Raw genomic sequence first — 24,377 nt, 5'->3', positions numbered from 1 at the left:
CGGCGGACGGCTTTGCCGAATACTCATGAGGCATAGGCGGGGGACGGGGGATCTGATGCTGCTCGCCATGGCATTACTGGTGATCGGTGGCACCGCGCTGGTGTCGCGTTGCGGCGGTCCGACGGCCTTCCACCGGCCGTGTCGTCGTAGACGCAGAGGGCTGTTCGCGCGCTGCCGCGACCACACCTTCACCTTGGTCACGATCACCGATCTGGCGGGCCTCGCGTTGTTCGGGCTGGCCGGTGGCATGTTTGCGCTCTTCGGCCCGGCCGTCTGATGCGGCGCAGACGGAGCCAAGGAGGCTGGGCGGCAATTCCCTGGTGGGCGTGGGGGATAGGGGGCCTGGCCGGAATCAGCGGTCTGTGGCAGGCGGCCGCGCAGTGGCCGGTGCGGACGGGCAGTGTGTTGGCCGTCGCGGCAGTGGGATTGGGGCTGAAGCCGGGGAGGCTGGCCCTACGGAGGTGGAGTGGGCGCTCGGCGCTTCCTGCGGGGCCCGTGCGATATTCGCTGGCGCATCTCGATGCCCTGGATCCCCGGGAGTTCGAGCTGGCGGTCTGTTCCTTGCTGAGTCGGGACGGACTGGCCGCGGAGCATGTGGGCAGAGCCGGGGACAAGGGCGCCGACGTACTCGTAGTCGACCGTTCGCGACGACGGGTCGTCGTGCAGTGCAAGCGGCTGCGGCCGGACCGCAGGGTCGGGGACCAGGACGTACAGCGAGTCAACGGCACGTACCGCCACGACCACGGTGCTCACTTCGCGGTGATCGTCACCACCGGAGGATTTACGGCGGCCGCGAGGGCCAGCGGTCCACGCTATGGGATCCACCTGGTGGACCGGGACGCGCTGGAGAGGTGGGCGGACATGGGCGAGTCGCTGTACAGAATCCTGCGGATCGCGGACGTGGACGCACCACGCAGGCGCTGGACGACCGCCGCATGGCGACGGGAAAGATCACGAGGCTGACGGGCATCAGGAGCGCGGGTAATCCTGGGCGCAAGTAAGCGAGTTGGCGATATGAGGGAGAACATGTCCGACGAAATCGAGTCCGCGCAGATCCAGGTTTTCGGTGCCGACCCGCGGCATGCGGAGCTAGAAGCGCGAGAGCTACGCGATGCTCTGCGCAGGCTGAACGGAGCCCAGGTGCGCTTCGCCCCTTCTGAAGGGCAGGGAGACGCGGAGAGTGCGAAGGGGGCGGAACTGCTGACCCCGGAGGTCGTGCTCATCCTCACCACGGGCACCTTCGCGCTGGCGCGAACTGCCATCAAGGCGTGGGTCGACGTCCGTAAGAGCCGCAAGGTGCGTGTCGTGCACTCCGACGGCACGGTCACGGAGTTCCAGGGCGGAGTGTCCGGGCGTGAGGTGAAGGCGCTACGGGACGGCCAGGACGGACGGAGCGCCGGTCCGGGAGACGAGCGATGAGCCGTCAGCATGCCTTGCTCGTGGGCACCGCTGTCTATGAGGACGCGCAATTCTCCGCTCTGCCTTCCGTACGCGCGGATGTTCACTACTTGAGCCAGATCCTGGAGATGCCTGCGGTCGGCAGGTACGAGAAATGTGTACGGGTCGAGGACTCGTCGAAGGCGGCTATCAAGCAGGCCGTCGAAGAGTTCCTCAGGGACCGTGAGCCGGACGAACTGGTCGTGCTCTATCTCAGCGGCCACGGGGCGTACGACCGTGAGGACGGTCAGCTCTACTACGTCACCACGGACACCGAGGCTGACCGGCTCCAGCAGACAGCACTCGAAGCCTCCTACGTTACCGACCAGTTGGAGAAATGCGCCGCGCGGCGCAAGGTCCTGCTGCTCGACTGCTGTTTCAGCGGCAGCGCAGTACAGGGCTTTCGCAGCAAGGGGGCCACTCACTCGGCCACTGCACCGGTGGTCGAGGCCAGCGGTGTGTACGTCATCACCGCTTCGCAGCACTGGGAACAGGCCTTCACCACCGATGCGGACCAGCCCTCGCAGTTCACCAAAGCGATGGTCGAAGGTCTGCACTCGGGACAAGCGGACCTGGACGGTGACGGGAGGGTCTCGGCGAACGACCTTTTCCAGTACATCAGCCGTGACCTGCGTAAAGCACCTGACGGACGCAGGCAGACACCGACGCAGTCCAGTCTGCAGGTGACCGGCGACATCTATCTCGCCACTGCCTCCACCGGCCGTCAGATCCCCGCCCTCAAGCCGTTGCCTGCCGGTCTCACCGCAGTCTCCGACGGAGCGGGAGGCGTGACACCGGCACCGGTCAAGGCTGCCGAGGCAGCGCACGACGACTCTTCCTTCACCGACGCTGACTGGAGTCGGCTGCTGGCGTACTACCAGCACTGCCTGGAGGCGGAGAATTCCACCGACGAACTGCTGCCGCTGGTGGGCAGCGACCCTCCACGCGCGGTCTGGCCCGCTGGGGAGGAAGTTCTGCTCTCCGGTACGGAATCCACAGTACAAGCGCCAGAACGCGTCGTGGACCTCGCCGAGCGTGCGCAGAAGGACAGTGCGGACCTCTGGTACGGGTACCCCGCCGCTGTTCTCTACGACGGCAAACGGCAGATGTGCGCGCCGCTTGCCATGCGTCAGATCGAGGTCGAACGCGATCCGCAGGGACGCAGCGTGGTGATGCCCACCGGGCCGATCGTCCTGCATCCCCAACTTGTTCTCGACCGGTTGGGCAAGGACGAAGGAAGGGAACTGCTCGCCGCCTACCAGCCCAACTGGCGTCCGGGGTTCCGGGAAGACATGGTCCGTGACCTGCGGAGTCTGCTGCAGGAACTGGGGCTGCCCGATACAGAGCACCTCGATCCCGGATCGCTCGGCGACGGCAGCTCGCTCTACGCCGCGCACGAGGGCGCCCGCAATGTGGCGATCGTTTTCGCCGCACGGTCGGACTCGGCGGCCACTGCACAGCTGATGAAGGACTACAAAACGCTGCAGAAGAGCGTCGGGCAGTTCCCGGACACCGCGCTCGGGGCGCTCACCGCGACGGCGGACCAGGCGGTGGACGAGAGCGCTGAGCAGGAGGTGCAGGTCGTCGCACCGCTGGAACTGAACGAAGGACAGGAAGCGGTCATCCGGGCGGCGATGGTCCGCCCGCTCACCGTCGCCACCGGACCGCCTGGCACCGGGAAGAGCCAGCTCATCGTCAATGCGGTTGCCACGGCCAGAGCGGCCGGCCAGACCGTGCTCGTAGCCTCCACCAACAACAAAGCGGTGGACGAGGTCTGGGAGCGCTGCGAAGCCCTGGCTCCGGGTCTTCTCGTACGTACGGGCAACCAGACAGCCGTCGATGAAGAGCTGCGAACGTTGGAGAAGCTGACCCGCAGCGTGCAGCCCCACCAGTCGTCCCAGATGCACCGAGGCGAACTGCGGAACCATCTTCGCGAGCAGAAGACGCTGCGCCGACAACTCTCGGAGGCCGCCGCCCGGGAGCGGGAGCTCGCCGACCTCGGACGGCTCCGCTTCGCCTACGCCGAACAACACCATGGCGACCCCGAGACGCTCGCTACGGCTCTGGGCGACGATGTCTCCCTCGGCAGGTGGCTGCGCCGGGCTCGCACGGCAGCGCGCCTCGGGATGCTCGGTGGGTGGCTGCGAAGACGATGTCTGCGCGGTCTCGCCCCGCTGTCCGCGCAGGCCGCAGGGCGTCGGGAGTTCGACGACCTGGTGTGTTTCGCGAAAGCAGAGGCCGCTTGGCGGCAGACGGGCGCCGAAGCCGCTGCGGCCGCGGACGACACCCAGCTCCTGACGACGCTTCGTGAGACCGATCGACGGGTTCGGGAGGCGGCGGCAGCACTCCTGCAGACTTCGGTGGCAGAGCAGGCCACGACCGCCCGCGCGGCCATCCACGACCGCATCGAAGCCGTGAAATCACGGTCGCCACGCCAATGGTCGTCCTTGGAGCGCATCCTGCCGCAGGTGTCGGGCTGGGCCGTCACCGCGAGATCCCCACGGCGATTCCGGGACCGCGCCGCCCTCTTCGACCTGGTCATTGTCGATGAGGCAAGCCAGTGCTCCACACCGGACGTGCTCCCTCTGCTCTTTCGCGCACGTCGGGCCCTCGTGATCGGCGACCCCATGCAGTTGCAGCACATCACCACCCTTCAGCCCCGGCAGGAGGCCGAGGCACACCGTGGGGCGGGGCTGCGGGCCAGCTGGCTCGACGAACACCGGCTCGAGCACCGGCGATACTCCTCGTTCCATGCGGCCGCCCATGCGGCGGGGAAGACCCTGCTGCTGGACGAGCACTTCCGCTGCCACCCGGACATCGTCGGCATCTCCAACCGGCATTGCTACGGCGACCGGCTGACCGTCCTTACCGAGCCTCGCTCGTTGCGGCGCCTCGAAGGGGTCGACGCGGTGCAGTGGCTCGATGTGGAGGGGACGGCGCGCAGAGGCGGCAGCGGGTCCTGGATGAACCAGGAGGAGGCGGACCGCGTCCATATTTCGGTGGAGCGGTTGCTGAAGCGGCTTCCTCAAGGCTCGACGGTAGGAGTCGTCACCCCGTTCCGCGCCCAGAAAGACTTGATCGCCAAGCGCTGGGAGCACGAGCCGCGCGTGCGGGTCGGTACGGTGCACACGTTCCAGGGAGGGCAGCAGGACGTGATTCTGCTGTCACTGGTCGCGGGCGAAAGAATGCGCCCCAGCGCGGTCAGCTGGCTGTGCCGCGAGGTCAACCTGTGGAACGTGGCCATCACTCGTGCTCGTTCGCATCTCATCGTGTTCGGGGGCCGTGACTTCTGGTCGGTGCGTGCGGGGATGCCGCGCGCACTCCTGGACGCTGCTGAGGCCAAAACTGCACGGGTCTCGTCCGCCGCGGAGTCCGGACAGGGCGACGAGCTTGTCGGCGACCGGCTTCAACATCTCCTGACGGGCAAGATCTCCGGAGTCCAGCTCGACCGGAACATCACGGTTGACGGCTATCCCTACGACTTCGACGTCCGCCGGGGCACGGACGCGGCCCAGGTCCAGCTGGATCACGGGGCGCCCGCCGACATGGAAGGCGCACGCCACCTGAGGCTCGCGCTCAGTCACGCGGCCCTGTTGCCGAACGGCGTGCGACTGCCCGCCTGGCACGTGTGGGCCGGCCGAGTGGAACGGGTGATGGACCGGCTCAGCGGCCAATGAGGGCGAAGCGCGGAATTTCGTAGAGATCAACCTGAATATGCCCGCCGCCAATTCCTGCACACTACAGTGGAGTTGGGGGATCTCACTGACTTGACCTGCACGACGGCGGCCACCACCGGCCCGTCAGCATGTCGTCCGAGCCTCTCCGACGACCGCTTTCTTCGCAGCCCGCCAGGAGCTCAATGTGCCGTACACGGCAGAGATCAGCCGCAGCAACCCGACGAGCATCATCTTCCTGGTCGATCAGTCGACCTCTATGAGCGATCCCATTGGCGGTGAAGTTCCCCAGCAGAAGGCTGATGTCGTCGCCGATGCCATCAACCGGCTACTCACCGAACTCTCGGTCAAGTGCGCAAAAGAGGAAGGCGTACGCGACTACTTCCACGTCGCGGTCATCGGCTACGGCGCCACCGTGGGCTCAGCCTTCGCGGGGTCGCTGGCGGGCCGGGACATCGTCCCTCTCAGCGAGGTGGCGGACAACCCGGCCCGCGTCGACGAGCGAAGCAAGAAAGTGCCTGACGGTGCCGGCGGCCTGGTGGAAACAGCGGTCAGCTTTCCGCTGTGGATGGACCCGATCGCCCACGGCGGAACTCCCATGAACCGCGCGCTCCAATACGCCGAGAGCCTTGTCGCCGGGTGGACCGAGCGCTTCCCGGCCAGTTTCCCGCCCATCGTCATCAACCTGACGGACGGAGAGTCCACCGACGGCGACCCCACCGCGGCTGCCGAGGCCGTCACCTCGCACGCCACCGCCGACGGAGCGGCGCTGCTGTTCAACCTGCACGTGTCCGCTGCAGGCGGCACTCCCACTGCCTTCCCGGACACGGACAGTGGTCTCCCCGACAGCTACGCCCGGACCTTGTTCGCCATGTCGAGCCCGCTACCCAGCCACATGCGTTCGTACGCAGCCTCACAGGGGCAGCGGGTCAGCGAGACCACCCGGGGATTCGTCTACAACGCGGACATCACCACCGTCGTGCAGTTCCTCGACATCGGCACTCGGGCCACTGAACTGCGGTGACGACTTCCACATCATGCGTGTACGTCACGCAGTTCGTGGCTCCCAAGCACGGAAGTACGGACGCGGAATGCGAAGACGCTGTCGCCGTGATTCCCGGCCGCCCGCACGACGACGAGCTGCAGGAGCCGCTCACAGCGGGTGTCTGCGACGGTGCGACGGAGAGCGCACTGGCCAAGGACTGGGCCAGGCTGCTGTCCCGTGCGGCGGCCGAGTGTGCCATGGAACGGCCGGACCTGTTGGGAGGTGGCGCCGCCTTCGAGGACTTCGCATCGTCGGCTGTCTCCCAGTGGGAGCCCTGGCTCGGGCAGTACACACAGGCGCGCCACGACGAAGGGCGCCCACTGAAGTGGTACGAGCACACCAAGATGGCAGAGGGTGCCTACGCGACCCTGCTCACCGTGCGCGTCGACCCGGTCGCCGCTTCCGATTCCGGTACGGCTGAACCGACCTGGCGATGGCGCGCTGCGGCGCTCGGGGACAGCTGCCTTTTCCACTTGCACAACGATCAGCTGGTACAGGCGTTCCCGGTGTCGACAGCCGAGGAATTCGGCTTGACTCCCGATCTGTTCGGCAGTCGCAACCATGACGTGGCATTGCTTGCCCGCCGCACGTGCTTCACCGAAGGCCGGTGCGGCCCCGGCGACCGGCTACTCCTGATGACGGACGCCCTGGCCGCGTGGCTCTTGTCAGTCTCCGACCAGGAGGACGCCGTGAATCAGTTGCTGGAGTACGCCGGGCCTGACGACCTGGACAAGTTCAAGAATTGGCTGAGTGGTCTACGGGAGCGCCGGCAATTGCGCAACGACGACGTGGCACTCGTACGGATCGATTTCGAGGGGCGGTGAACGTGGGCCCGGCCACCGGTCCGCAGCGTCAATTTCCGAGCGGTGCCGAATACGCGGAGGCTTTGCAGCACACTCAGTTGTGCTTCCGGCACCCCGAACTCCAAGGCGCACGGCCGGAACTGACCAAGCTCGGCCTACCTCGAGCCATCTCCGGCGCCTTCGCGAGTGTCTTCTCGCTGACCTCGAACACCTCAGGTCGGCGTTACGCGATCAAATGCTTCACCCGACACGTCCCGGACCAGGAGCGTCGCTATCAGGCCATCAGCTCCCGGCTCGCAGGACTGAACCCGGCCGAGCTCTCGCAACCGTGGAATCTTGGATTCGAGTACCTCCCTTCCGCCATCAGCGTCGGGCAGGATCACTATCCCATCCTGAAAATGGAATGGGCCGAGGCCGTCACACTGTCCTCCTGGCTCGACGACAATCATGCCCACGGGTTCGCCGTCGACCGTATGGCAGACCGGTTCGAGGCGCTGACCCGTGATCTGGCCGCCCACGAGATAGCCCACGGCGACCTTCAGCACGGCAACCTGCTCGTAGCAGGCGATGACACGCTACGACTGGTCGACTACGACGGGATGTACGTCCCCGCACTCGATGGAATGGGCGGTACTGAGCGAGGACACCGCAACTACCAGTCGCCCATGCGCGGGAATGATGACTTCGGGGCGTCACTGGACCGGTTCTCCGCCTGGGTCATATTTCTGTCGCTCAAAGCGATCGCCTCCGATCCCGCTCTGTGGAATCGGCTGCACGAGCCGAGTGGCGAGTTCCTGCTGCTCACCGAGGATGACTTCAAGAGTCCGGGTGGCTCCACGAGACTGCAGACGCTGCTGGCCCACCCCGACCGGACGGTGAGCGGTCTCGCCGACCAGGTCCGGTCCTTGGCCTTCCAGCCGTTGGACGTGCTGCCGCCGCTCGCCCTGGCCGTTCCCAAGCAACGGGTCGCCGCGACGAACTCAGCGGCAACGGCTGCCGGCCCTGCAGCTACTGCTCCAGGTCCAGGCGGCCTGCCGGGATGGATGACGGGGCATGTCTCTCCGCAAGCCATGCCCATGCCGACTGTGTCCTCGGACGCTGCCCCGGACGGCTTCCGTACCCGGACGTGGCTGGATATTGCCACTGCCGTGCTTCTTCCGCTGATGTTGGTCGCGACCGTCCTGATGGGCATCGTGGGGTTCTCGGCGTCACCGATCGGACCGGGGATGCCCGTTCTCGCTGCGGTCGCGTTCACAGCGTTCGCCCGGAGCCGCCGTGCGGAGCGGACTCACGCACGGGCGGCCCTTGCCAAGCTGACGAATGAACTGGCCCAGCTCGACGACCCGATCAAGGCAGCAGAGAAGCTGCACAAGGACCGGGCGAAGTTCGACGCAGCGGAGGCGAAGCGGACCGCTGCCTTCCCGCGCGCCCAGGGCAAACTCACGGCCCAATACCACGCCGAGCTCAAGGAGGCCGAGAAGCGCAAGGTCCGCAAGCAGCGCGACATGGATAGGAAGATCGACGGGCTCGCGGAAGAACTCCGCAGAGCCCTGGCCAAGGCGCTCTCCGAGAAGCAGTCGGCATACGTGCGGGATCAGCTCGGCCGACGGCTGATCGCCCAGTCTCCGCCGACAGGCATCGGGCCGAAGCTCGCCTCGCGCCTGGCGGCGGCGGGCATCCGAACAGCAGCCGACTTCACGGGCTATCGACCCGTGCAGAACACCCACTACAACAGCACCGGTGCCGTCCTTGTGCTGAGCAGTGGCCGGGTCATCGACGTCCACGGCATCGGCGAGGCCAAAGCCATCGCTCTCGATGTCTGGCGCAGACGCCTGGTTGCTTCCGCTGAGGCACGGCAACCGACCTCGCTCAGTACGTCGGAGCGACAGCCGATCGAGCAAGGCGTCGACCGTCGGCGAGCCCAGTTCGTCGCCCGGCGCAAGGATGTGGAATCCGAGACCGATGCTCTGCGAGTGAAGGCACGGAAGCAGATGGTGGACGGTCAGGACCGACTGACCCAAGAGAACTCGGTTGCGGGCGATCGGGCCCGACAGCAGCGGCAGGATTTCGGTAGGCGCACGGTCGGACTCCAGCAGAACAGCGCGCTCCACGGGACACTGAGCGACTCCGTCGAGGCTGCCAAGCTCCGGCAGCGCGAACTATCGTTGATGTGCTATTTGCGGTTCCTCTACATCGGTCGCTGAGGTCACGACCGCCTGCCGAGGGCATCGGAGGCCTTTGCGGCGGTGCCGGTGGCCGTTCTTCCGGCATCGACATCATGTGCCGCCATTCCTGGTGGCCAGAACCCGGTGGAATGAGAACGTGGCTCCGTCGGCGGTGAGCCTCTCTCGGTCGGCAGGAGCCGCATCACCGACGACACGGCTCCCGCCGGAGCCCTTCGTGGGTGGGAAGAATCCCGCATCTCACCTATGGAGGGCACCGCGCGAGGAAGCGACGAGGGGGAGCCTCGTTCCTCGCGTCCCGGACGGCCGTCGCCGCCCAGTGCGCGGCGGCCGCCATCAACCAGCCGCTCCGATCGCACCACCACGACGTTACTCCCTCTTTGCTCTAACGTCCGCACACATGTGCGGAGTTGATGCGAACCGTTGCCCCCTGTCGGTCCCTCACCGGCCGGGCAGCGCCTTCGGTTGAGCGGCGCGTGTATCGGCGATACGGGCGGCGATACGGCGGACCTCGCTGCTGCCCGCCGACCGAGGCGGCGGAGCGGGAGACGCGAGCCCCCGCTCCCCACCCGGCAGGGCAGGCGGTCTCGCCGGAGGCGGGCCACGAGACGTTCGGGTCGTCGACGTCGCTGCCCAGCATCCAGAAGGCGGGCCAGAATCCGTCGCCGTCCGGCAGTTTCATGCGGGCGCTGACCTTGCCGTACGTGGGCCGGATTCGCCGTGTACGCCTCGGGACGGAGGGAGCGGAGGTCAGGGGAAGGAGACCACCGTGGACGGCACCGTGTCGGAGCCCGATGTGGGGTTGCCGGTTCCGTTGATGACGTGCGCGTACTGGCCCTTGCCGCCGAGCGAGACGACGAGCAGGTGGTGGAACTTCACGCCCGGCTTGTTCGGGGCCTGGAAGCCGTGCTCCTGCACGATGTTCGGAGCGACGTTGTAGAAGCAGTAGCTGCCGAGCCCCCAGCCCTCGTGGGTGGTGACGGAGTCGGCGACCTTGTACGAGGCGAAGCCCCGGATGCTGCCGTTCTGGATGGCGGCCTGGTTGGGGGCGTCGTACGCCTTCTCGTTCTGGTAGAAGATCGTGCGCCCGCGCTCGCCGTTCCACTGCACGTCGTACTTGTTGAAGTGCTCCACGAACAGGCCGGTGGCGAGCACGTCGGCGCCGTTGACGACGACGCCGTAGTCGGCCCGGTTGGTCTCCCAGCCGACGCCGTCGCCGTGGTCGGCGCGCCAGACCCAGGTGTGGTCCACGATGGTGTGGCGGCTGTTGACGACCATGCTGGTGGTGGCCTTGCCCGCGCCCGCACCGCCGATGCGGATGAACACGTCCTGGACGGTGGTCGGGTTGCCGACGTGCGAGCCGCTCGCGCCCCCGGGGCCGATCTCGACCAGCGTCTTGGAGTTCTGCGTCCCGGCGTCGACCAGGAACCCGGCCAGGCGCACCCCGTCCACGTCGGCGGTCTTCACCGCGGTCACTCCGTTGTCCGGTATGAGGGTGGCGTAACCGATGCCGAGGACGACGGTGTTCGCCTTCTTGACCTCGATCGCCCGGTCGAGGTGGTAGATGCCGGGGGTGAGCAGGAGGTGGAGTCCCCGGTCGAGGGCGGCGTTGAGCGTGGCGGCGCTGTCTCCCTCCTTGGCGACGTAGAAGGCGGAGAGGGAGAGCGACTGCCCCTGCGGGGTGCCATGGCCCCAGCTGGTGCCACGGGCGTTGGTGCGCAGGGCGGGCAGGAAGACCTTGTACTCGCCGCCGTCGAGGTACAGGAAGGGCTTCTCGCGGGAGTACGGGGTGTTGTTCAGGGTGGTGTAGGGCGGGTTGGGGAAGGAGTCGCCGGGGGCGCCCTCCACCCCGGAGGAGACCATGTTCCACACCGCGTTCAGCCAGCCCCCGATCGAGCTGTCGCGGGTGTACCACTGCTGCTGGGAGTACGGCTGTACGGTGCCGTCGATCCGGCTGTCGGCGATGTAGCCGCCGCTGGCCCAGCCGTAGCCGTTGGGCGCGAGGTTCAGGTCGCCGCGCACGTGCATGCGGCGGAACGGGGCGGCCTGGGAGACCGCCCAGCGGTTGGCGCCGCTGACCGGGGAGAGGGAGAGGTTCTCCGCCGAACGCCAGAAGTTCTGCGTGGCGTTTCCGTTGAACCAGCCCGCGTCGACGGTCACGTCACCGTTGAAGTGCGTGTCGTCGGGGGACAGGCCAAGGCCCATGATCGAGGTGTAGAAGCCGATCTGGGCGTTGAGTCCGCCGTAGGTGCCGGGCTTGAACAGCAGGGCGTAGCGGGACTTGCCGAACTGCGCCGACTCCTGCTTCTTGAAGACCTCGTCCAGCTTCGCCTGGATGCCCCCGGTGGACGGGTCGAAGATGATGACGTTCGGGCCGAAGTCGGGAGCGAGGGCGTTCGCCGGCTGGGGGCGGCGGGCGGCGGGGGCCTGCGCCGACGGCGAGTCGGGAGCGGCGACCGCGTGGGAGGCGAGCAGACCGGTGGCCGGGACCGCCAGGGCGGCGGCCAGGGCGGTGCGGCGGGAGAGGGTGGTTCGCGCGGCGGGCGAAGGCATGTGCTCAGACATGGCAAGTCTCTCTGTTGGTGGGGTTTCTGAGTCGCCGATGGTGCGGGTGGGGTGCGTGGGTGGGGGTGGGTGCGCTGATGGTGTGGGGGTGGGGGGTGCCGCTCCGGGGTGAGTGGGGCTCTGGGGTGGGGTGCCGCTCTGGGGTGGGTGCCGCTCTGCGGTGGGTGGGCAGAGCGGTGCCGTGTGCGTTCAGCCTGAGTTCAGAACATGAACGGTGGTCGCTGAGAGAGCGCTCTCTCGCGTTGGATAGTTGTGTCTGCGACAAGGCGCGTCAAGGGGGTGCGCACGATGTCGCACTGACTCGGCGGAGAGAAGTCAACTAGGTGCCTCTGTGGGCAAGTTGGCGCCAAACGCTCATACGTGGGTGATATGTCCGGCGGCGTGAGGGGGAGGGGCGACTGGGTTCAACTGGACGCCAGATCTGCTCAAGTGACGTCTCATCAGGGGCGGAGACCTGAACATCAGCCCACCTGATTGCTATAAAGACCCCGTGACTGCCGATGCCCTGCGCCCCGCACGCCCGGTGACCCTGGAGGACGTGGCCCGGACGGCGGGGGTGTCGCGCGCCACCGTCTCCCGGGTCGTCAACGGCGCGCCCACCGTCGACCCGGTGCTGCGCCGCAAGGTGGAGGAGGCCGTCGAGGCCACCGGGTACGTACCGAACCAGGCCGCCCGCTCCCTGGTGACCCAACGGACCGACTCCATAGCCCTCGTGGTCTCCGAGCGGGAGCGGCGGCCGGTCGCGGCTCCCTTCGTCGGCCGGATGTTCTCCGACCCCCACTTCGGGCGTGTGGTCGGCGGGCTGCTCGACGTGCTGCGACCCGCGGGGGTGCAGATGGTCCTGATGCTGGTGGACGACGACACCTCGCGCCGACAGTTCCTTTCGTACGTGCGGCAGGGCCACGTGGATGGCACGGTGGTCGTCTCCTCGCACGCCTCCGATCCGCTGCCCCGGCTGCTCGCCGAGACCGGCCTGCCCGCCGTGCTCGCCGGGCGCCCCGCCGAGACGGTTCCGCTGCCGTACGTGGAGGTGGACCAGCGGGCGGGGGCGCGGATGGCCGTCGACCGGCTGGTCCGCGGGGGCCGCCGCCGGATCGGCACCATCGCCGGTCCGCAGGACATGCCCGCCGCCCAGGAACGCCTGGAGGGTTTCCGTGATGCGTTGGCCGCTCACGGCGTCACCGGTGCGCCCTGGGCGGAGGCGGACTTCACGCGGGTGGGCGGCGCCGAGGCGATGCGGCGGCTGCTGGCCGAACACCCCGCCCTGGACGGGGTGTTCGTCGCGTCGGACCTGATGGCGCAGGGTGCGCTGCAGACCCTGCTGCGGGCGGGCAGGCGGCTGCCGCAGGACGTCGCGGTGGTCGGCTTCGACGACAGCGAGGCCGCCGGGGCCTGCGAGCCCGCGCTGACCACGGTCCGGCAGCCGGTGGAGGAGATGGCCGCCGAGATGGCCCGGCTGCTCCTCGGGCGGATCAAGCAGCCGGGCGACTCGCCGCCGTCGATGGTGTTCCGCCCGACGCTGGTGGAGCGGGCGTCGGCATGACCGGGACCGAGGCCACCCCGGGTCCGTAGCCCTCAGGCCCAAGACGCCGCGCCCGGAGCCGAGACCACCCCAGGCCCACGCTCAGGACAGCAACATCACCAGCGTGACCGTGGTCCCGGCCTCGTTGACCGTGACTTCGAAGTGGTCCGTGAGGGCCTGGGCCAGCCACAGGCCGCGGCCGTCCTCGGCGTCGTCGCCCTCGGGCAGGGTGGCCGACTCGCACGGCCTCTCCCGGATCATCCCCGGACCGCTGTCCGTGATGACGCACCGCAACCCGTCCCCCGTATAAGTGAGCCGGACGCGTCCCTTGCCGCCGCCGTGCACGACGGCGTTGCTCGCGACCTCGTGCACGGCGAGCACGAAGTCGCTGAGGCGGGGGTCGCACAGGCCCGTGTCCTCGGCGCGACGGGTGACCAGGAAACGCAGACGTGCCAAGTCGGCCATGGTGAAAGGGAGATCGAGGAGGGCTCTGCCCGGCGCGGGGAGGAGAGTGTCGTTGATGTGTTTCTTTCGGTGGAGGGCCGGGTCGCCGCCGTTGTCGTCGTTGCCGATGCCGCGGTTGAGAACCACTTCGCGGATCACCTTTCGCCCAGGACGAGTTGAGGCACTTCGGCGGCTCCGCAGAGCCGTATCGCTTTGTCCTGCGCGGGTTGGCAGCGGATCGACAGGAGGTGTCCGCAGGGGAGTCCGCTCGCGAGCCGTACCAGTGTCGACGCGCCGCGCATGTCCATGAAGCACAGCTCGGACAGGTCGAGCACGCGCGGGCGGTCGGGACCGGCCAAGGCGTGCGTCAGTGCCGCGTCGAACTCTTCTTGTGTCGCGAGGTCGATGTCTCCGGCGATCTTCAGTTCGGCGCCGGTCCGGGTGATGGCCAGGGCGCCGAGGCGCTCCAGGACCCGCTGGGGATGCGCGAGGTGGATCCGGCCCAGGAGGCCGTCGCCGAACTTGCGCCGGTCGTACTCGCAGACCGCGGTGAACCCGATCTTGGTGAAGAGCGGCGAGAGTTCGGTCTCGTACTCGACCAGGAGATCCTCGTCGATGCCCGGCTCGGCCGCCCAGCCCATGTCGCCGACCACCCGGATGCCGGAGAAGCCGTCGAGACGGGCCCTGTCGGTCAACTCCACCCAGATCTCCGCTCGTTCGGACGGGTCGAAACCGACGGCCGGGTCGTATCCGGGGACTTCGTTGACCACGACAAGACGTCCGTCCATGAGTGCGGGACCCAGCGGGAAGCCGCCGGCGCTCAACTGCTCGGCCGCCACGGCGGGAGTGGTCGCACGGTCGGTGAAGATCAGCACTTTCTCGCCGCGCGAGAGGCCGATGTCGGCGTACGCGGCACGGACTTCCCAACGGGATTCGTCGTCGTCGAATCCGAGGCAGGCGTGATCCCCGGAGTTCATACGGGTGACGGAGACCGTCCTGGTCACAGAACTGGCATCCATGGGGCAGACCCTAGGGTCCGCGCGAGGAGCCACGGTGTCCGTGATCACTGTTGACTGAAGTCGTTCCTATCGCTCGACAACTCGATAATTCGTTGCGGGGCGCGATCGCCGGAGGTGATGATCCACGCATGGTTCCGACACCTTCCGACGGCCGCGCCGGAATCGACGCGGCCCTGGTGAAACGACTCGTCGCCGCGCAGTTTCCACACTGGCGCGACCTGCCCGTCAGACCGGTGGACGTAGACGGCTGGGACAACCGGACCTACCGTCTCGGGGATACCCTGACGGCCCGGCTGCCCACGGCCTCCGGCTATGTCCCCGCGGTCGCCAAGGAGAACGAGTGGCTGCCCCGGCTCGCGCCGTCCCTGCCGTTCGCCGTTCCGCCGATCGTGGGCCAGGGCGCCCCGGGCGAGGGCTACCCCTTCCCGTGGTCGGTCCGCGGCTGGCTGGACGGTGAGACGGCTTCCCCTGAACGCATCGACGACATGCGGCAGTTCGCGCTCTCGGTGGCCGAGTTCATCCTCGCCCTCCAGCGCTGCGACGCCACCGGGGGCCCGCTCGCCGGCGAGCACAGCTGGTACCGAGGGGCGTCTTTGGCGTACTACGACGAGGAGACCCGGCGCTGCCTGACCGCCCTTGAGGGGCGTGTGGACACGGGCAGGGCCGCGGCGGTCTGGGAAGCCGCCCTCGGCGCGGAGTGGCACGGGGTGCCCGTGTGGTTCCACGGTGACATCGCCCCCGGCAACCTGCTGGTCGCCGACGGCAAGCTGACGGCCGTCATCGACTTCGGCACATCGGGCGTCGGCGACCCGGCCTGCGATCTGGTGATCGGGTGGGGGATGTTCTCGGGCGAGAGCCGGGAGGCGTTCCGCGGTGCGGTCGGCCAGGACGAAGGCACGTGGGCACGGGCTCGCGGCTGGCTCCTGTGGAAGTGCCTGCTGACCCTGACCGAGCACATCGACACCGATCCGGAGCGGGCGGCCATCGACCGGCGCGTGATCGCCGATGTCCTGGCCGACCACGAGCTCTTCGGCTGACGCCGGATGCAGGGGAGGGACGGAAAGCGGCCGACGCGCCTATGTGGGCACGACCGTCGTCTCCGTCGCCTTCACACTGGTCCACACCGGCGTCCCGTCGGCGAGGCCGAGTTCGGCCGCCGCCTGCGGCGTGATCTCGGCGACGAGGTCCGGGGCCTGCGGTGAGGTGATCAGGAGGCGGAGGCGGCTGCCGCTGGTGGTGATCTCGCGGACGGTGCCCGGCCAGACGTTGCGGGGGCTGCCGGTGGGCTTGTCGCGGTGTACGGAGACCGCCTCGGGGGCGATGATCGCCAGGGCCTCGGTGCCCTGCGGAAGCGGGTCGGCGATCACGAGCGTCCCCCCGCCGGGAAGGATGAGGCCCTCGGGTCCCGCGGTGCCGGGCCACGCGTTGCGGCCCAGCATCCTGGCCACCCATGGAGAACGCGGATGCCGTGTCACCTCGGCCGGCGCCTCGTCCTGGAGCGCGATCCCCTGGTCGAGTACGAGAACCCGGTCGGCGAGCGATACCGCCTCGACGGGGTCGTGCGTGACGATCAGGCAGACACCGCCGAAGGTGTCGAGGTGCGTACGCAGGGTGTGGCGCACGTGGGCCCGCGTCGTCTGGTCGAGCGCGGCCAGAGGTTCGTCGAGGAGGAGCAGCCGGGGCCGGGCCGCCAACGCCCTGGCCAGCGCGACCCGTTGGGCCTGCCCACCGGAGACCTGGGCGGGCCTGCGGTGCGCGAGGTGGCCGACGCCGAGCCGGTCGAGCCACTCCTGCGCGCGGCGCCGGGCCTCGGCGCGCGGGACGCCGAGGGCGCGCGGTCCGTACGCCGTGTTGGCGAGGGCGTTCATGTGCGGGAACAGGGCGCCGTCCTGCGGGACCCAGGCGACGTGGCGGCGGTGCGGCGGCAGGCCGGTGACGTCGGTGTCGCCGAGACGGAGCTCGGCGTGGGCGCGCGGGGTGAGGCCGAGGAGCGCGCGCAGCAGCGTGGTCTTGCCCGCGCCGTTGGGGCCTACGACGGCGATGGTGGTGCCCGGTTCGGCGTCCAGGGTGAGCTGGTTGAAGCCGGTGACATCGGCGTGCAGGGGCCAGCGCTCCTGGGGCGGCGGGGCGGGGTCGGGCGAGGCGGATTCGGCCGAGGTGGGGTCGGGGAGTGCCGAGGTGGGTTCGGGCAGTGCCGAGGTGGGATCGGGGAGTACGGGGGCGGAGACGTCGTCCGGCGGCCCGCCGGACCGGCCGCCTCGACGGTTTCCCGGAGTGCTCATCCAGCGCCCGCGCAGCGCCACGAGAACCGCCATGGCGATGGCGAGCAGCAGCAGCGACACGGATGTCGCGGCCTCGGGAGAGCTCTGGAGGAGCAGGTACACCTGGAGGGGCAGGGTCTGGGTGGTGCCGGGGAGGTTGCCTGCGAAGGTGATGGTCGCGCCGAACTCGCCCAGGGCCCGCGCCCAGGTCAGGGCCGCTCCGGCGATGAGCCCGGGAGCGACCATGGGCAGCGTGACCGTACAGAACACCCGTACCGGCGAGGCCCCCAGGGACGCCGCGGTCTCCTCGTAACGGGGGCGGAGTCCGCCGAGCGCGCCTTCCAGGCTGATGACGAGGAACGGCATCGCGACGAAGGTCGCCGCGATCACCGCGCCGGACGTGTGGAACGGCAGGGTGATCCCGAACGTGTCCTCGAGCCACGGGCCGAGCAGTCCGCGCCGCCCGAAGGCGAGAAGCAGGGCGACGCCGCCCACGGTGGGCGGAAGGACCATCGGCAGCAGGACGAGGGAACGTACGACCGCCTTGCCGGGAAAGTCGACGCGGGCGAGCAGCCAGGCCAGCGGGACCCCGAGCAGCAGGGAGAGGCCAAGGGCCCAGAAGGAGACGATGAGGGACAGCTTCAGCGCCTGCGTGGTCTCTTCGCCCGTCAGGTGGGTGCCGAGCTCGCCCCATTCGGTACGGACGAGGATCCCGAGCAGCGGCAGCATCAGGAACGCGATGGCGAGCAGCGCGGGGATCGCGAGGGCGATCGGGGTGCGGGGGCCAGGGGTGCGGCCGCGCAGGCGTTTCATCGTGGTCCCTGGGGTGAGCTCGGGGCGGTGTCGCGAGGTGAGGGGGCGTCAGGGGCGTGCCGGGGGACGGCCCGGCTCGCCCCGACCGGGGAGGCGGTCGGCCCCCTCACCTCGGCTCGGTGTGGTCACATCCTTCCCGGGACGGCAAGGCTCTCCCGGGAAGGACGCGGTCACGGTTCTGGCGAGGCGACGGTGACGGCTACGGCTTCTCGAAGCCCGCGTCCTGAAGGATCTTCTGCGCGGCGGGCGTGGACAGCCACTTCACGAACGCCGCCGAGGCCTCCGCGTGCTTCGACGTCTTCAGCGTGGCCGCGGGGTACTCGGCGATCGCGTTCTCGCTGTCGGGGATCTTGATCGCGTCGACCTTCCCGGTGGCGGTGGCGGCGTCGGTCTTGTAGACGAGCCCGGCGTCCGCCTCGCCGAGTTCGACCTTGCTCAGGACCGCGCGGACGTTGGGCTCCTGCGAGACCGGCTTCACGTCGATCTTCTGCTCGTCAAGGATCTGCTTGCTGTAGCGGCCGACCGGTACCTCGGGCGCGGCGAGGACGACCTTCAGCTTGCTGTCGGAGAGGTCCTTCAGCTCGGCGACCTTCTTCGGGTTGCCCTCGCCGACCGCGATGACCAGGCGGTTCTTGGCGATGACGGACGGCGTCCCGGTGTCGGACTTCAGGCCGTCCATGGTCTTGGTGTCGGCGGTGACCAGGGCGTCGGCCGGCGAGCCCTGGTTGACCTGGGCGGCCAGCTCCTGGGAACCGGCGAAGGAGAAGTTGACCTTCGTCCCCGGGTTCTCCTTCTCGTACGCGGCACCGGCGGTCGCGAAGACGTCGGTGAGCGAGGCGGCGGCGAGCACCGTCAGGTCGGCCTTCGGGGCGGCGCCGCCCGAGGACTTCGTGCCGCTGTCGCTGCCGCTGTCCTTCTTGTCGTCGTTGCCGCAGGCGGCGAGCGGGACGAGCAGGGCGACCGTGAGCACGGCGGCAGCGGCGGTGCGGCGCCGGGCGGGGGTGAGAGCGAGGGACATCAGCGTGGAACTCCTTGGAGGCGAGGCCGGCGGCGCGGTCCGGCCCGTGGTGGCGGACCCTGGGGTGCGGACCAGGGGTCAGGTGCGGTCGATGTGCACGCTGGTGGACTTCACGCGACCTCGACGGAGAACGCGGCGAGAGCGCGGCCGTCGATGAGCCGACGGCCCGCCCTCGTCGCGGCGGGTTGTGACCCGTCCGGCGTCCGCCCAGCGACGAGCGGTATCGGGGCCGACGCCGAGCAGACGCGCTGCCTGTCCGATCGTGTAGGACTGCATGCGCGACACGATAAGCCGCCTGACCTGGCATCTACAACAGGTATGGGCGATTGTCCATGGCAGATGCAACCCTCCTTGGAGGAAGCGTCAAGGGGGCAAGAGGAAGCGTCAAGAGGTGGTGGCGCCTCCCAGGGGTGCGGTCTTCTTGACCTGTGGCACCTGCTTCAACGTGATGCCGAAGTGCGTGGCGTACGCGTCGAGCACGTCGGCGTCCGTGGTCAGCTCGACGGTGTGGCGCTCACCGGCCGTCGTGGTGGTCAGGGTGCGGCCGCTGAGGGTAATCCGGCCCGTCTCGGTGAGGAGAGAGCAGACCAGTGACTGCGTGAAGTGGGACGTGGGCGAGGTGCGGTGCCACCAGGCCCCGGACGTGAAGTCCGCCAGCGCGCGCGGGCGTTGATCGACCACGTACTGCGCCTTGCCGTCCCTGCTGACGTCCAGATCGCCTTCGGGGGTCTCGGAGACGCGGAACGTGCCGCCGGGATCCGACTGGTCGCCGCGCTCGCCGAAGGCCAGCGGGAAGTGGCTGTGGGTGCCGAACCCGACGTCCGCGAGCCGGTCGCCGCCGTCACGGGTGCGTACGCGCAACGCCAGGTGGTCGTACGGGATCCCGGGGTGCCCGGAGGCGTCGTACACCCGGGCCTGCAACAGGGTGACCTCGAAGCCGAGAGCGGTGAGAAGCGCGGCGAAGGCGCCGTTGAGTTCGTAGCAGAAGCCGCCGCGGCGGGCGCCGACGACCTTCGCGACCAGGGAGGCATCGGTGAGTTCGATGTCCTCGTCGAGGTGGATGGAGAGGTTCTCGAAGGGGACGGCGCGCAGGTGCGCGAGGTGCAGATCGTGCAGGGCCCGCGTGGTGGGGGCGGCGGGGCGCTCGGCGCCGATGCGGCGCAGGTAGGCATCCGTCTGGTCGGAATCCATGGGCTGGTCAGAATCCATGGGCAGATTCTTACGCGATCCGGAGGTCCGCTTCTTCGCTCGCCACTATGTACTTAGGTTAGGCTAAGCTAAGTACATCGTGTTTATGCTGGACCAGGAAGGCGGGGAACGATGCGGGTCCTCTTCGTGTGCGGATGAGTGTGACTGCGGGGGCTGTAGGGACTGTGGGGGTTACGGGTGCCTCGGGGGCCGCGACGGAAACCGCGGGGGTGCTCGCGGCCGACGCGGTACCCCGTCGGCTGGCGGGCGTCGCGCCCTGTGTCGAGCGCGTCGCCACCCGCATCGCCGATGCCTCCGAAGCCGATCGGGCCGCTGTCCTGGAGGAGTTCTGGGCGGATGCCGCGCGCCGCGGCACCCCGTTGATCGAGACCATCGACGGCGACCCCGACCACTGTGACGTGACGTTCCTGTGGCGCGGCCATCGCGCCACCCGGCAGGTTCTGCTGCTCGCCGAGGGCATCGCGGACCGCGCCGATCTCGCCGCGTCCCGGCTGAGCCCGCTCCCCGGCACGGACATCTGGCATCTCGGGTACCGGCTGCGCGCCGACCACCGCGCCTCGTACCGCATGGCCGCCGACATCTCGCCCGGCGAACCGCCCGCCTCCGCCGCACTCCTCCAGCGGCGCCTGCTCTCCCTGTCCGCGCACGCCGCGCCCGATCCACTCAACTGCGGCCGTATGAAAGGTCGTTGGCCGGACCGTGACACCTCCGTCTTCGAGCTTCCGCAGGCGCCCGCGCGGCTGTGGAGCGAGCCGGCGGCCGGGGCGTCCGGGGTATCTGGCGTGCCAGGGGTGTCCCGGGGGAGGGTCGAGCGGCACCGGCTGCCCGCGGGGGTGCTCGGTGCCGAGCGGGACGTGTGGGCGTACCTCCCGCCGGGCGGCAATACGGCGCCCGAACTGCCGGTACTCGTGCTGTGCGACGGCGACATGTGGTTCGGGCGGCTCGCCTTCCAGGACGCGCTGGACTCCCTCATCGCCGACGGCGTCCTGCCGCCGCTCGTCGTCCTCGCCCCGGACGCCGTCGACAGGGACACACGCCGCCGGGAACTGGACGCGTACGACAGCCATGTGAGTTTCCTCGCCGACGAACTGCTGCCGTGGGCGGCGGGCCGCTGGCCCCTCACCACCGACCCCGCGTGCACGCTCGTCGCGGGCCAGGGCCTCGGCGGGCTGACCTCCCTCTACGCCGGTTTCCTGCGGCCGGAACGGTTCGGCAACGTCCTGTCCCAGTCCGCGCCCGTCTCCCGCCTCAGCGGTGGCGTGTCCCGGTCCATCGCCGTGTGCCTCGACGTCGGGCTGCGCGAGGGCGAAATTCTTGATCACCATCGGGATCTGTACGAGGTCCTCAGCTCGCGCGGCTGTCCGGTGACCCTGCGGGTGTACAACGGCGGTCATGACTGGGCCTGTTGGCGCCGCTGTCTGACCGAAGGGCTTGTGGGACTTCTGGGACACTGACCCGTCGGCCCTGGCACACTGGTTCGCTCGCCCCGTGTCGCTGTTGGGCCGAACGGGTGAGGTCGCGTAAGAATGAGCCAGTGCAGATATCGAGTGCGAGCCAGGACGGGGTGGATCGTTGAACAGCCACGACGTCACAGATGAACAGTGGGAAGGGCTCGCCCAGGTCGTACCGCTGCGCAGCCGCAACGAATGGCCGTCCTGGCCCGGGCACCGTGCGCTGCCCGACGCGGAGACCGAGGCGCGGCGGCGTTTTGTGGTGATGCGGGTGAACGTCTTCTCGGACGCCCGCGAGGTCGCCGAGACCGTGATGGCGCAGATTCCGGTCCTGCTCGACCTGACCGGGGCCGAGACGGACGTCGCCAAGCGCGTCCTGGACTTCAGCAGCGGCGTGGTCCTGGGCCTCGGCTGCGGGATGCATCGCGTCGACAAGAACGTCTTCCTGCTCGCGCCGCCCGGCACCGAGGTGCAGGGGCTCGTCGCGGCGGCGCAGTCCTAGCAACACGGTTGGAACGGTTGTAGGGGGGGGCGGGCCTTGCCCTGGCTCCGGCCAGGGCCCTGGCTCGCGGAGTAGTCGTCAGGCATAAGCCAGACGCATAGCCGTTCGTGGGTGGAGCCGGAGCCGCTCCGTCGGGAATCCCTCATTCGTAGGAAGGTCACTCGGGCGGAACGGTTCACCAGTTCCGCCGCCACCTACCGTCCGGTCATGACTGTGCACCTTCCGGAGGCGGTCGCCGAGCCGCCGTCGGGTCCGGACCGGAGCCGCGTCACCGAACTGCGGCTCTCGGCTTTCGCCTCGCACCGGGGCGCCGTGTTCCCGCTCGGTCCGCTGACCTTCGTCACGGGGCCGAGCGGGAGCGGCAAGTCCACCGTGCTCGCCGCGTACGAAGCGCTGGCGCGGCTCGGTGCGGGCGAGGTGCTCCCCGATGTCTTCGCCGATCCCGTGGCGTGCGTGCCTGATCGCGCACGGGGTGACGGGCAGCGGCGGCGCGGTTTCCGTATCGGCTGCACGGTCGACGGTCCCGTCGGGGCGGTGCGTCTCGACATCGCCGTACAGGCCGAGCCGGAACTGCGCGTCGTGGGCGAGCGGCTGACCCGGGGCGGGCTCACCCTGCTGGAGACGGCCCTGCGTGATCCGGGGCGGCGCGCGGTGCAGGCGGCCTGGCACACGGCGGGCATGACGCCGGTGACGCGCGGTCCGCTGCCGGACGACCGGCTCGGCACGGCGCTGCTCCCGCTGCGGGTCGCGGGCAAGACCGCGGGGCAGCGCCTGGTGCTCGCGGCGGCCGAGCAGGTGGTGGTCGCGCTGCGCTCGGTGTTCCCGTGCACTCCCCGGCCCGGACTCATGCGGCTGCCCGTGCCTCCTGGTCTGACCGGCGCGGGCCGCCTGTTGAGCGGCTGCGACAACCTCGCCGAGGTCCTTCTCCGTACGAAGGAGGAGTGCGGCAGCCGTCATGCGCGGCTGGTGGCGGCGGTGCGGGCGGGGTGTGCGGGGCCGGTCGCCGACGTGTTCGCGGAGGTGGCCGACGACGGGTCGGTCCACGCGCTGATCGACCGGGGCGCAGGGGTCAGGTCGCCTGTCGGACGGCTCGGGGACGGCGAGTTGCGGTATCTGGCGCTGGCCCTGGTGCTGCTCACCGGACCCGGAGTCCTTGAGGTGGACCCGGTGGCCGAGGTGCCGTCGGCGTACCAGAACCTCACCGTGCTCGCCGACGGCCTCGACCACTTCCTGGACCTGCGGCAGAAGCGCGCACTCGCCGAACTGGCCGCGCGTACCTGCGAGCGGGGGCACATCCGTCTTGTCGGGACGGCGAGTGACGCGTCGTGGGCCGCTGAGGTGGGCGGGGCAGCGGTGGTAGACCTGGAGTCGTGACTGAACTGACTGAATCTGAACTTGATGTAGCGGGACTGCAGCGCCGGCTGGCCGACTTCGCGGCGAAGCGGAACTGGGAGCAGTACCACACGCCCAAGAACCTGGCCGCCGCGCTCAGTGTGGAGGCGTCCGAACTGGTCGAGATCTTCCAGTGGTTGACGCCCGACGAGTCGGCAAAGGTGATGGACGACCCGGAATCGGCGCACCGGGTGGCGGACGAGGTCGCCGACGTACTCGCCTATCTGCTGCAGTTCTGCGAGGTCCTCGGCGTCGACGCGCTGGCGGCGCTCGCCGCGAAGATCGACCGGAACGAGCAGCGCTTCCCTGCGACATGAGGTCCCTGACCTGACCCGCGGTTCCCCGGCCCTCAGTTCCCTGACCGCCAGTCCATGGACCCATTTTCTGTAGATCCGTCACTCTCCGGAGTGGACATAGTGTCCACAGTCGATAACTTGTCCACAGATTTCCAGGTTGCTCTAGCTTTTCTTCCCGCTGGCACTCACTCTGGGTAGTGGGCAGAGCGGCTGTGGCGAGCGTGCGGCGGGTGCGCGCGGGATGGGTGGGGGTGCGCATGGAGGCGATGCGGCTCATCGAGGCGAGCAGACATGCTCTGGCGCGGAGTCAGGAACCGTCGGACATCGTCGCGGAGGTGTGGCAGTCCCAGGCCCTCGCGCAGGCGATCGGCAATCGGCTGGCGATCGCCGGGCCGCAGGAGTTGCGGGGCGAGGCGCTCGACCTGAGCGAAGTAGGTGGCAGAGGCTGCGGGGTTCTCGACGCCCAGGGCCTGGGGAAGGAGAGCATCCGCGCGGCGCGGCTGACGGGCGTCGACCGGGTGTACGAGGTGCTGCAGGGGCTCGACGAACTGCTCGGCGAGGTGGGCATGGCGCTCGTCGGCGTGGCCATGGGCGCGGAGGACGAGGGGCTGTACTGGCAGTGCATGGAAGCGATCGACGCCGCCGACGAGTCGAGGGACCGGGTGCTCGAGATGCTGCGCAGTCTCGCGGTGCGCGAACAGATGCTGCCCGAACCCGACTCGGCGGCGGGGTCGTCATGAGCC

Annotated in this window: 20 protein-coding genes and 2 pseudogenes; 14 read left to right on the top strand and 8 right to left on the bottom strand. The window is 69.1% G+C overall.

Annotated elements, in window-relative coordinates:
* Window positions 1–55: 55 nt before the first annotated feature.
* The 7 genes from ACZ5CR_RS33785 to ACZ5CR_RS33755 all read left to right on the top strand — a co-directional run bounded on the left by ACZ5CR_RS33785 (window position 56) and on the right by ACZ5CR_RS33755 (window position 9,163).
* On the top strand, window positions 56–277 hold the full coding sequence (locus ACZ5CR_RS33785) for a hypothetical protein (protein ID WP_468864593.1): 222 nt from the start codon (window positions 56–58) through the stop codon (window positions 275–277).
* A 218-nt stretch (window positions 278–495) separates the two neighbouring features.
* The gene (locus tag ACZ5CR_RS33780; protein WP_468864592.1) at window positions 496–963 is read left to right on the top strand and encodes a restriction endonuclease; all 468 of its coding nucleotides are present in this window, start codon (window positions 496–498) and stop codon (window positions 961–963) included.
* Window positions 964–1,026: 63 nt separating this feature from the next.
* Window positions 1,027–1,419 carry a hypothetical protein gene (locus ACZ5CR_RS33775; RefSeq protein WP_468864590.1) on the top strand — a complete coding sequence of 131 codons (393 nt, stop codon included), beginning with the start codon at window positions 1,027–1,029 and terminating at the stop codon, window positions 1,417–1,419.
* Window positions 1,416–5,114 (top strand): caspase, EACC1-associated type, encoded by a 3,699-nt coding sequence (locus tag ACZ5CR_RS33770; protein WP_468864588.1) that lies wholly within the window; start codon window positions 1,416–1,418, stop codon window positions 5,112–5,114. Before ACZ5CR_RS33775 ends, ACZ5CR_RS33770 begins: the two co-directional genes overlap by 4 nt.
* 184 nt (window positions 5,115–5,298) lie before the next feature.
* Complete coding sequence (locus ACZ5CR_RS33765) at window positions 5,299–6,135, top strand: vWA domain-containing protein (protein ID WP_468864585.1); 837 nt, start codon at window positions 5,299–5,301, stop codon at window positions 6,133–6,135.
* Between the two features lie 86 nt (window positions 6,136–6,221).
* Complete coding sequence (locus ACZ5CR_RS33760; protein WP_468864583.1) at window positions 6,222–6,980, top strand: hypothetical protein; 759 nt, start codon at window positions 6,222–6,224, stop codon at window positions 6,978–6,980.
* Between the two features lie 2 nt (window positions 6,981–6,982).
* Entirely contained in the window at window positions 6,983–9,163 is a 2,181-nt protein-coding gene (locus ACZ5CR_RS33755; RefSeq protein WP_468864581.1) for a protein kinase family protein, read from the top strand.
* Window positions 9,164–9,721: 558 nt separating this feature from the next.
* Here the strand turns inward: ACZ5CR_RS33755 and ACZ5CR_RS33750 are convergent.
* Window positions 9,722–9,848, bottom strand: a pseudogene (locus ACZ5CR_RS33750) (family 16 glycosylhydrolase); the annotation flags it as partial.
* Between the two features lie 44 nt (window positions 9,849–9,892).
* Complete coding sequence (locus ACZ5CR_RS33745; RefSeq protein ID WP_468864579.1) at window positions 9,893–11,707, bottom strand: coagulation factor 5/8 type domain-containing protein; 1,815 nt, start codon at window positions 11,705–11,707, stop codon at window positions 9,893–9,895.
* 490 nt (window positions 11,708–12,197) lie between these two features.
* Here ACZ5CR_RS33745 and ACZ5CR_RS33740 point away from each other — a divergent pair, with 490 nt between their 5' ends.
* A complete protein-coding gene (locus tag ACZ5CR_RS33740; protein WP_468864577.1) occupies window positions 12,198–13,250 on the top strand; it encodes a LacI family DNA-binding transcriptional regulator in 1,053 nt (350 codons plus the stop codon).
* Window positions 13,251–13,331: 81 nt separating this feature from the next.
* Here ACZ5CR_RS33740 and ACZ5CR_RS33735 read toward each other — a convergent pair whose 3' ends face one another.
* Both ACZ5CR_RS33735 and ACZ5CR_RS33730 read right to left on the bottom strand, forming a co-directional pair.
* A complete protein-coding gene (locus ACZ5CR_RS33735) occupies window positions 13,332–13,820 on the bottom strand; it encodes an ATP-binding protein (RefSeq protein WP_468864575.1) in 489 nt (162 codons plus the stop codon).
* Between the two features lie 8 nt (window positions 13,821–13,828).
* Entirely contained in the window at window positions 13,829–14,692 is an 864-nt protein-coding gene (locus ACZ5CR_RS33730) for an MEDS domain-containing protein (RefSeq protein WP_468864573.1), read from the bottom strand.
* Window positions 14,693–14,820: 128 nt separating this feature from the next.
* On the opposite strand from ACZ5CR_RS33730, the gene ACZ5CR_RS33725 reads away from it, so the two are divergent.
* Window positions 14,821–15,729, top strand: a complete 909-nt coding sequence (locus ACZ5CR_RS33725; protein WP_468864570.1) for an aminoglycoside phosphotransferase family protein — start codon at window positions 14,821–14,823, stop codon at window positions 15,727–15,729.
* Between the two features lie 39 nt (window positions 15,730–15,768).
* Here ACZ5CR_RS33725 and ACZ5CR_RS33720 read toward each other — a convergent pair whose 3' ends face one another.
* From ACZ5CR_RS33720 to ACZ5CR_RS33705, 4 genes and pseudogenes are all read right to left on the bottom strand, one after another.
* Entirely contained in the window at window positions 15,769–17,766 is a 1,998-nt protein-coding gene (locus ACZ5CR_RS33720) for an ABC transporter permease (protein WP_468864569.1), read from the bottom strand.
* Between the two features lie 199 nt (window positions 17,767–17,965).
* Window positions 17,966–18,784: a molybdate ABC transporter substrate-binding protein gene (gene modA / locus ACZ5CR_RS33715; protein ID WP_468864566.1), complete on the bottom strand. Its 819-nt coding sequence runs from the start codon at window positions 18,782–18,784 to the stop codon at window positions 17,966–17,968.
* Between the two features lie 113 nt (window positions 18,785–18,897).
* A pseudogene (locus tag ACZ5CR_RS33710) lies at window positions 18,898–19,060 on the bottom strand (MerR family transcriptional regulator); the annotation flags it as partial.
* A gap of 108 nt (window positions 19,061–19,168) precedes the next feature.
* A complete protein-coding gene (locus tag ACZ5CR_RS33705) occupies window positions 19,169–19,975 on the bottom strand; it encodes an arylamine N-acetyltransferase family protein (RefSeq protein WP_468864674.1) in 807 nt (268 codons plus the stop codon).
* 227 nt (window positions 19,976–20,202) lie between these two features.
* Between ACZ5CR_RS33705 and fes the strand changes: the two genes are divergently transcribed.
* The 5 genes from fes (at window position 20,203) to ACZ5CR_RS33680 (ending at window position 24,374) form a co-directional block, all read left to right on the top strand.
* A complete protein-coding gene (fes, locus tag ACZ5CR_RS33700) occupies window positions 20,203–21,447 on the top strand; it encodes an enterochelin esterase (RefSeq protein ID WP_468864563.1) in 1,245 nt (414 codons plus the stop codon).
* Window positions 21,448–21,565: 118 nt separating this feature from the next.
* Window positions 21,566–21,946, top strand: coding sequence for a cell division protein SepF (locus ACZ5CR_RS33695; protein WP_468864562.1), 381 nt, complete (start codon window positions 21,566–21,568; stop codon window positions 21,944–21,946).
* Window positions 21,947–22,153: 207 nt separating this feature from the next.
* Window positions 22,154–23,320 (top strand): AAA family ATPase, encoded by a 1,167-nt coding sequence (locus ACZ5CR_RS33690; protein WP_468864560.1) that lies wholly within the window; start codon window positions 22,154–22,156, stop codon window positions 23,318–23,320.
* Between the two features lie 5 nt (window positions 23,321–23,325).
* Window positions 23,326–23,655, top strand: coding sequence for a nucleotide pyrophosphohydrolase (locus tag ACZ5CR_RS33685; protein WP_468864672.1), 330 nt, complete (start codon window positions 23,326–23,328; stop codon window positions 23,653–23,655).
* Window positions 23,656–23,891: 236 nt separating this feature from the next.
* On the top strand, window positions 23,892–24,374 hold the full coding sequence (locus tag ACZ5CR_RS33680; RefSeq protein ID WP_468864670.1) for a DUF6099 family protein: 483 nt from the start codon (window positions 23,892–23,894) through the stop codon (window positions 24,372–24,374).
* The last annotated feature ends 3 nt before the right edge of the window (window positions 24,375–24,377 follow it).

It is taken from the genome of Streptomyces sp. NPDC031274 (assembly GCF_055570235.1).
The sequence above is the reverse complement of the archived record's forward strand: the minus strand, read 5'-3'. Positions and strand labels throughout refer to the sequence as shown.

Excerpts from the sequence above, each read along its gene's own strand:
- ACZ5CR_RS33785 (WP_468864593.1), top strand. The coding sequence starts at position 56 with ATGCTGCTCGCCATGGCATTACTGGTGATCGGTGGCACCGCGCTGGTG.
- ACZ5CR_RS33775 (WP_468864590.1), top strand. The coding sequence starts at position 1,027 with ATGTCCGACGAAATCGAGTCCGCGCAGATCCAGGTTTTCGGTGCCGAC.
- ACZ5CR_RS33770 (WP_468864588.1), top strand. The coding sequence starts at position 1,416 with ATGAGCCGTCAGCATGCCTTGCTCGTGGGCACCGCTGTCTATGAGGAC.
- ACZ5CR_RS33745 (WP_468864579.1), bottom strand. The coding sequence starts at position 11,707 with ATGTCTGAGCACATGCCTTCGCCCGCCGCGCGAACCACCCTCTCCCGC.
- ACZ5CR_RS33730 (WP_468864573.1), bottom strand. The coding sequence starts at position 14,692 with ATGGATGCCAGTTCTGTGACCAGGACGGTCTCCGTCACCCGTATGAAC.
- ACZ5CR_RS33725 (WP_468864570.1), top strand. The coding sequence starts at position 14,821 with ATGGTTCCGACACCTTCCGACGGCCGCGCCGGAATCGACGCGGCCCTG.
- ACZ5CR_RS33720 (WP_468864569.1), bottom strand. The coding sequence starts at position 17,766 with ATGAAACGCCTGCGCGGCCGCACCCCTGGCCCCCGCACCCCGATCGCC.
- modA (WP_468864566.1), bottom strand. The coding sequence starts at position 18,784 with ATGTCCCTCGCTCTCACCCCCGCCCGGCGCCGCACCGCCGCTGCCGCC.
- ACZ5CR_RS33705 (WP_468864674.1), bottom strand. The coding sequence starts at position 19,975 with ATGGATTCCGACCAGACGGATGCCTACCTGCGCCGCATCGGCGCCGAG.
- ACZ5CR_RS33690 (WP_468864560.1), top strand. The coding sequence starts at position 22,154 with ATGACTGTGCACCTTCCGGAGGCGGTCGCCGAGCCGCCGTCGGGTCCG.
- ACZ5CR_RS33680 (WP_468864670.1), top strand. The coding sequence starts at position 23,892 with ATGGAGGCGATGCGGCTCATCGAGGCGAGCAGACATGCTCTGGCGCGG.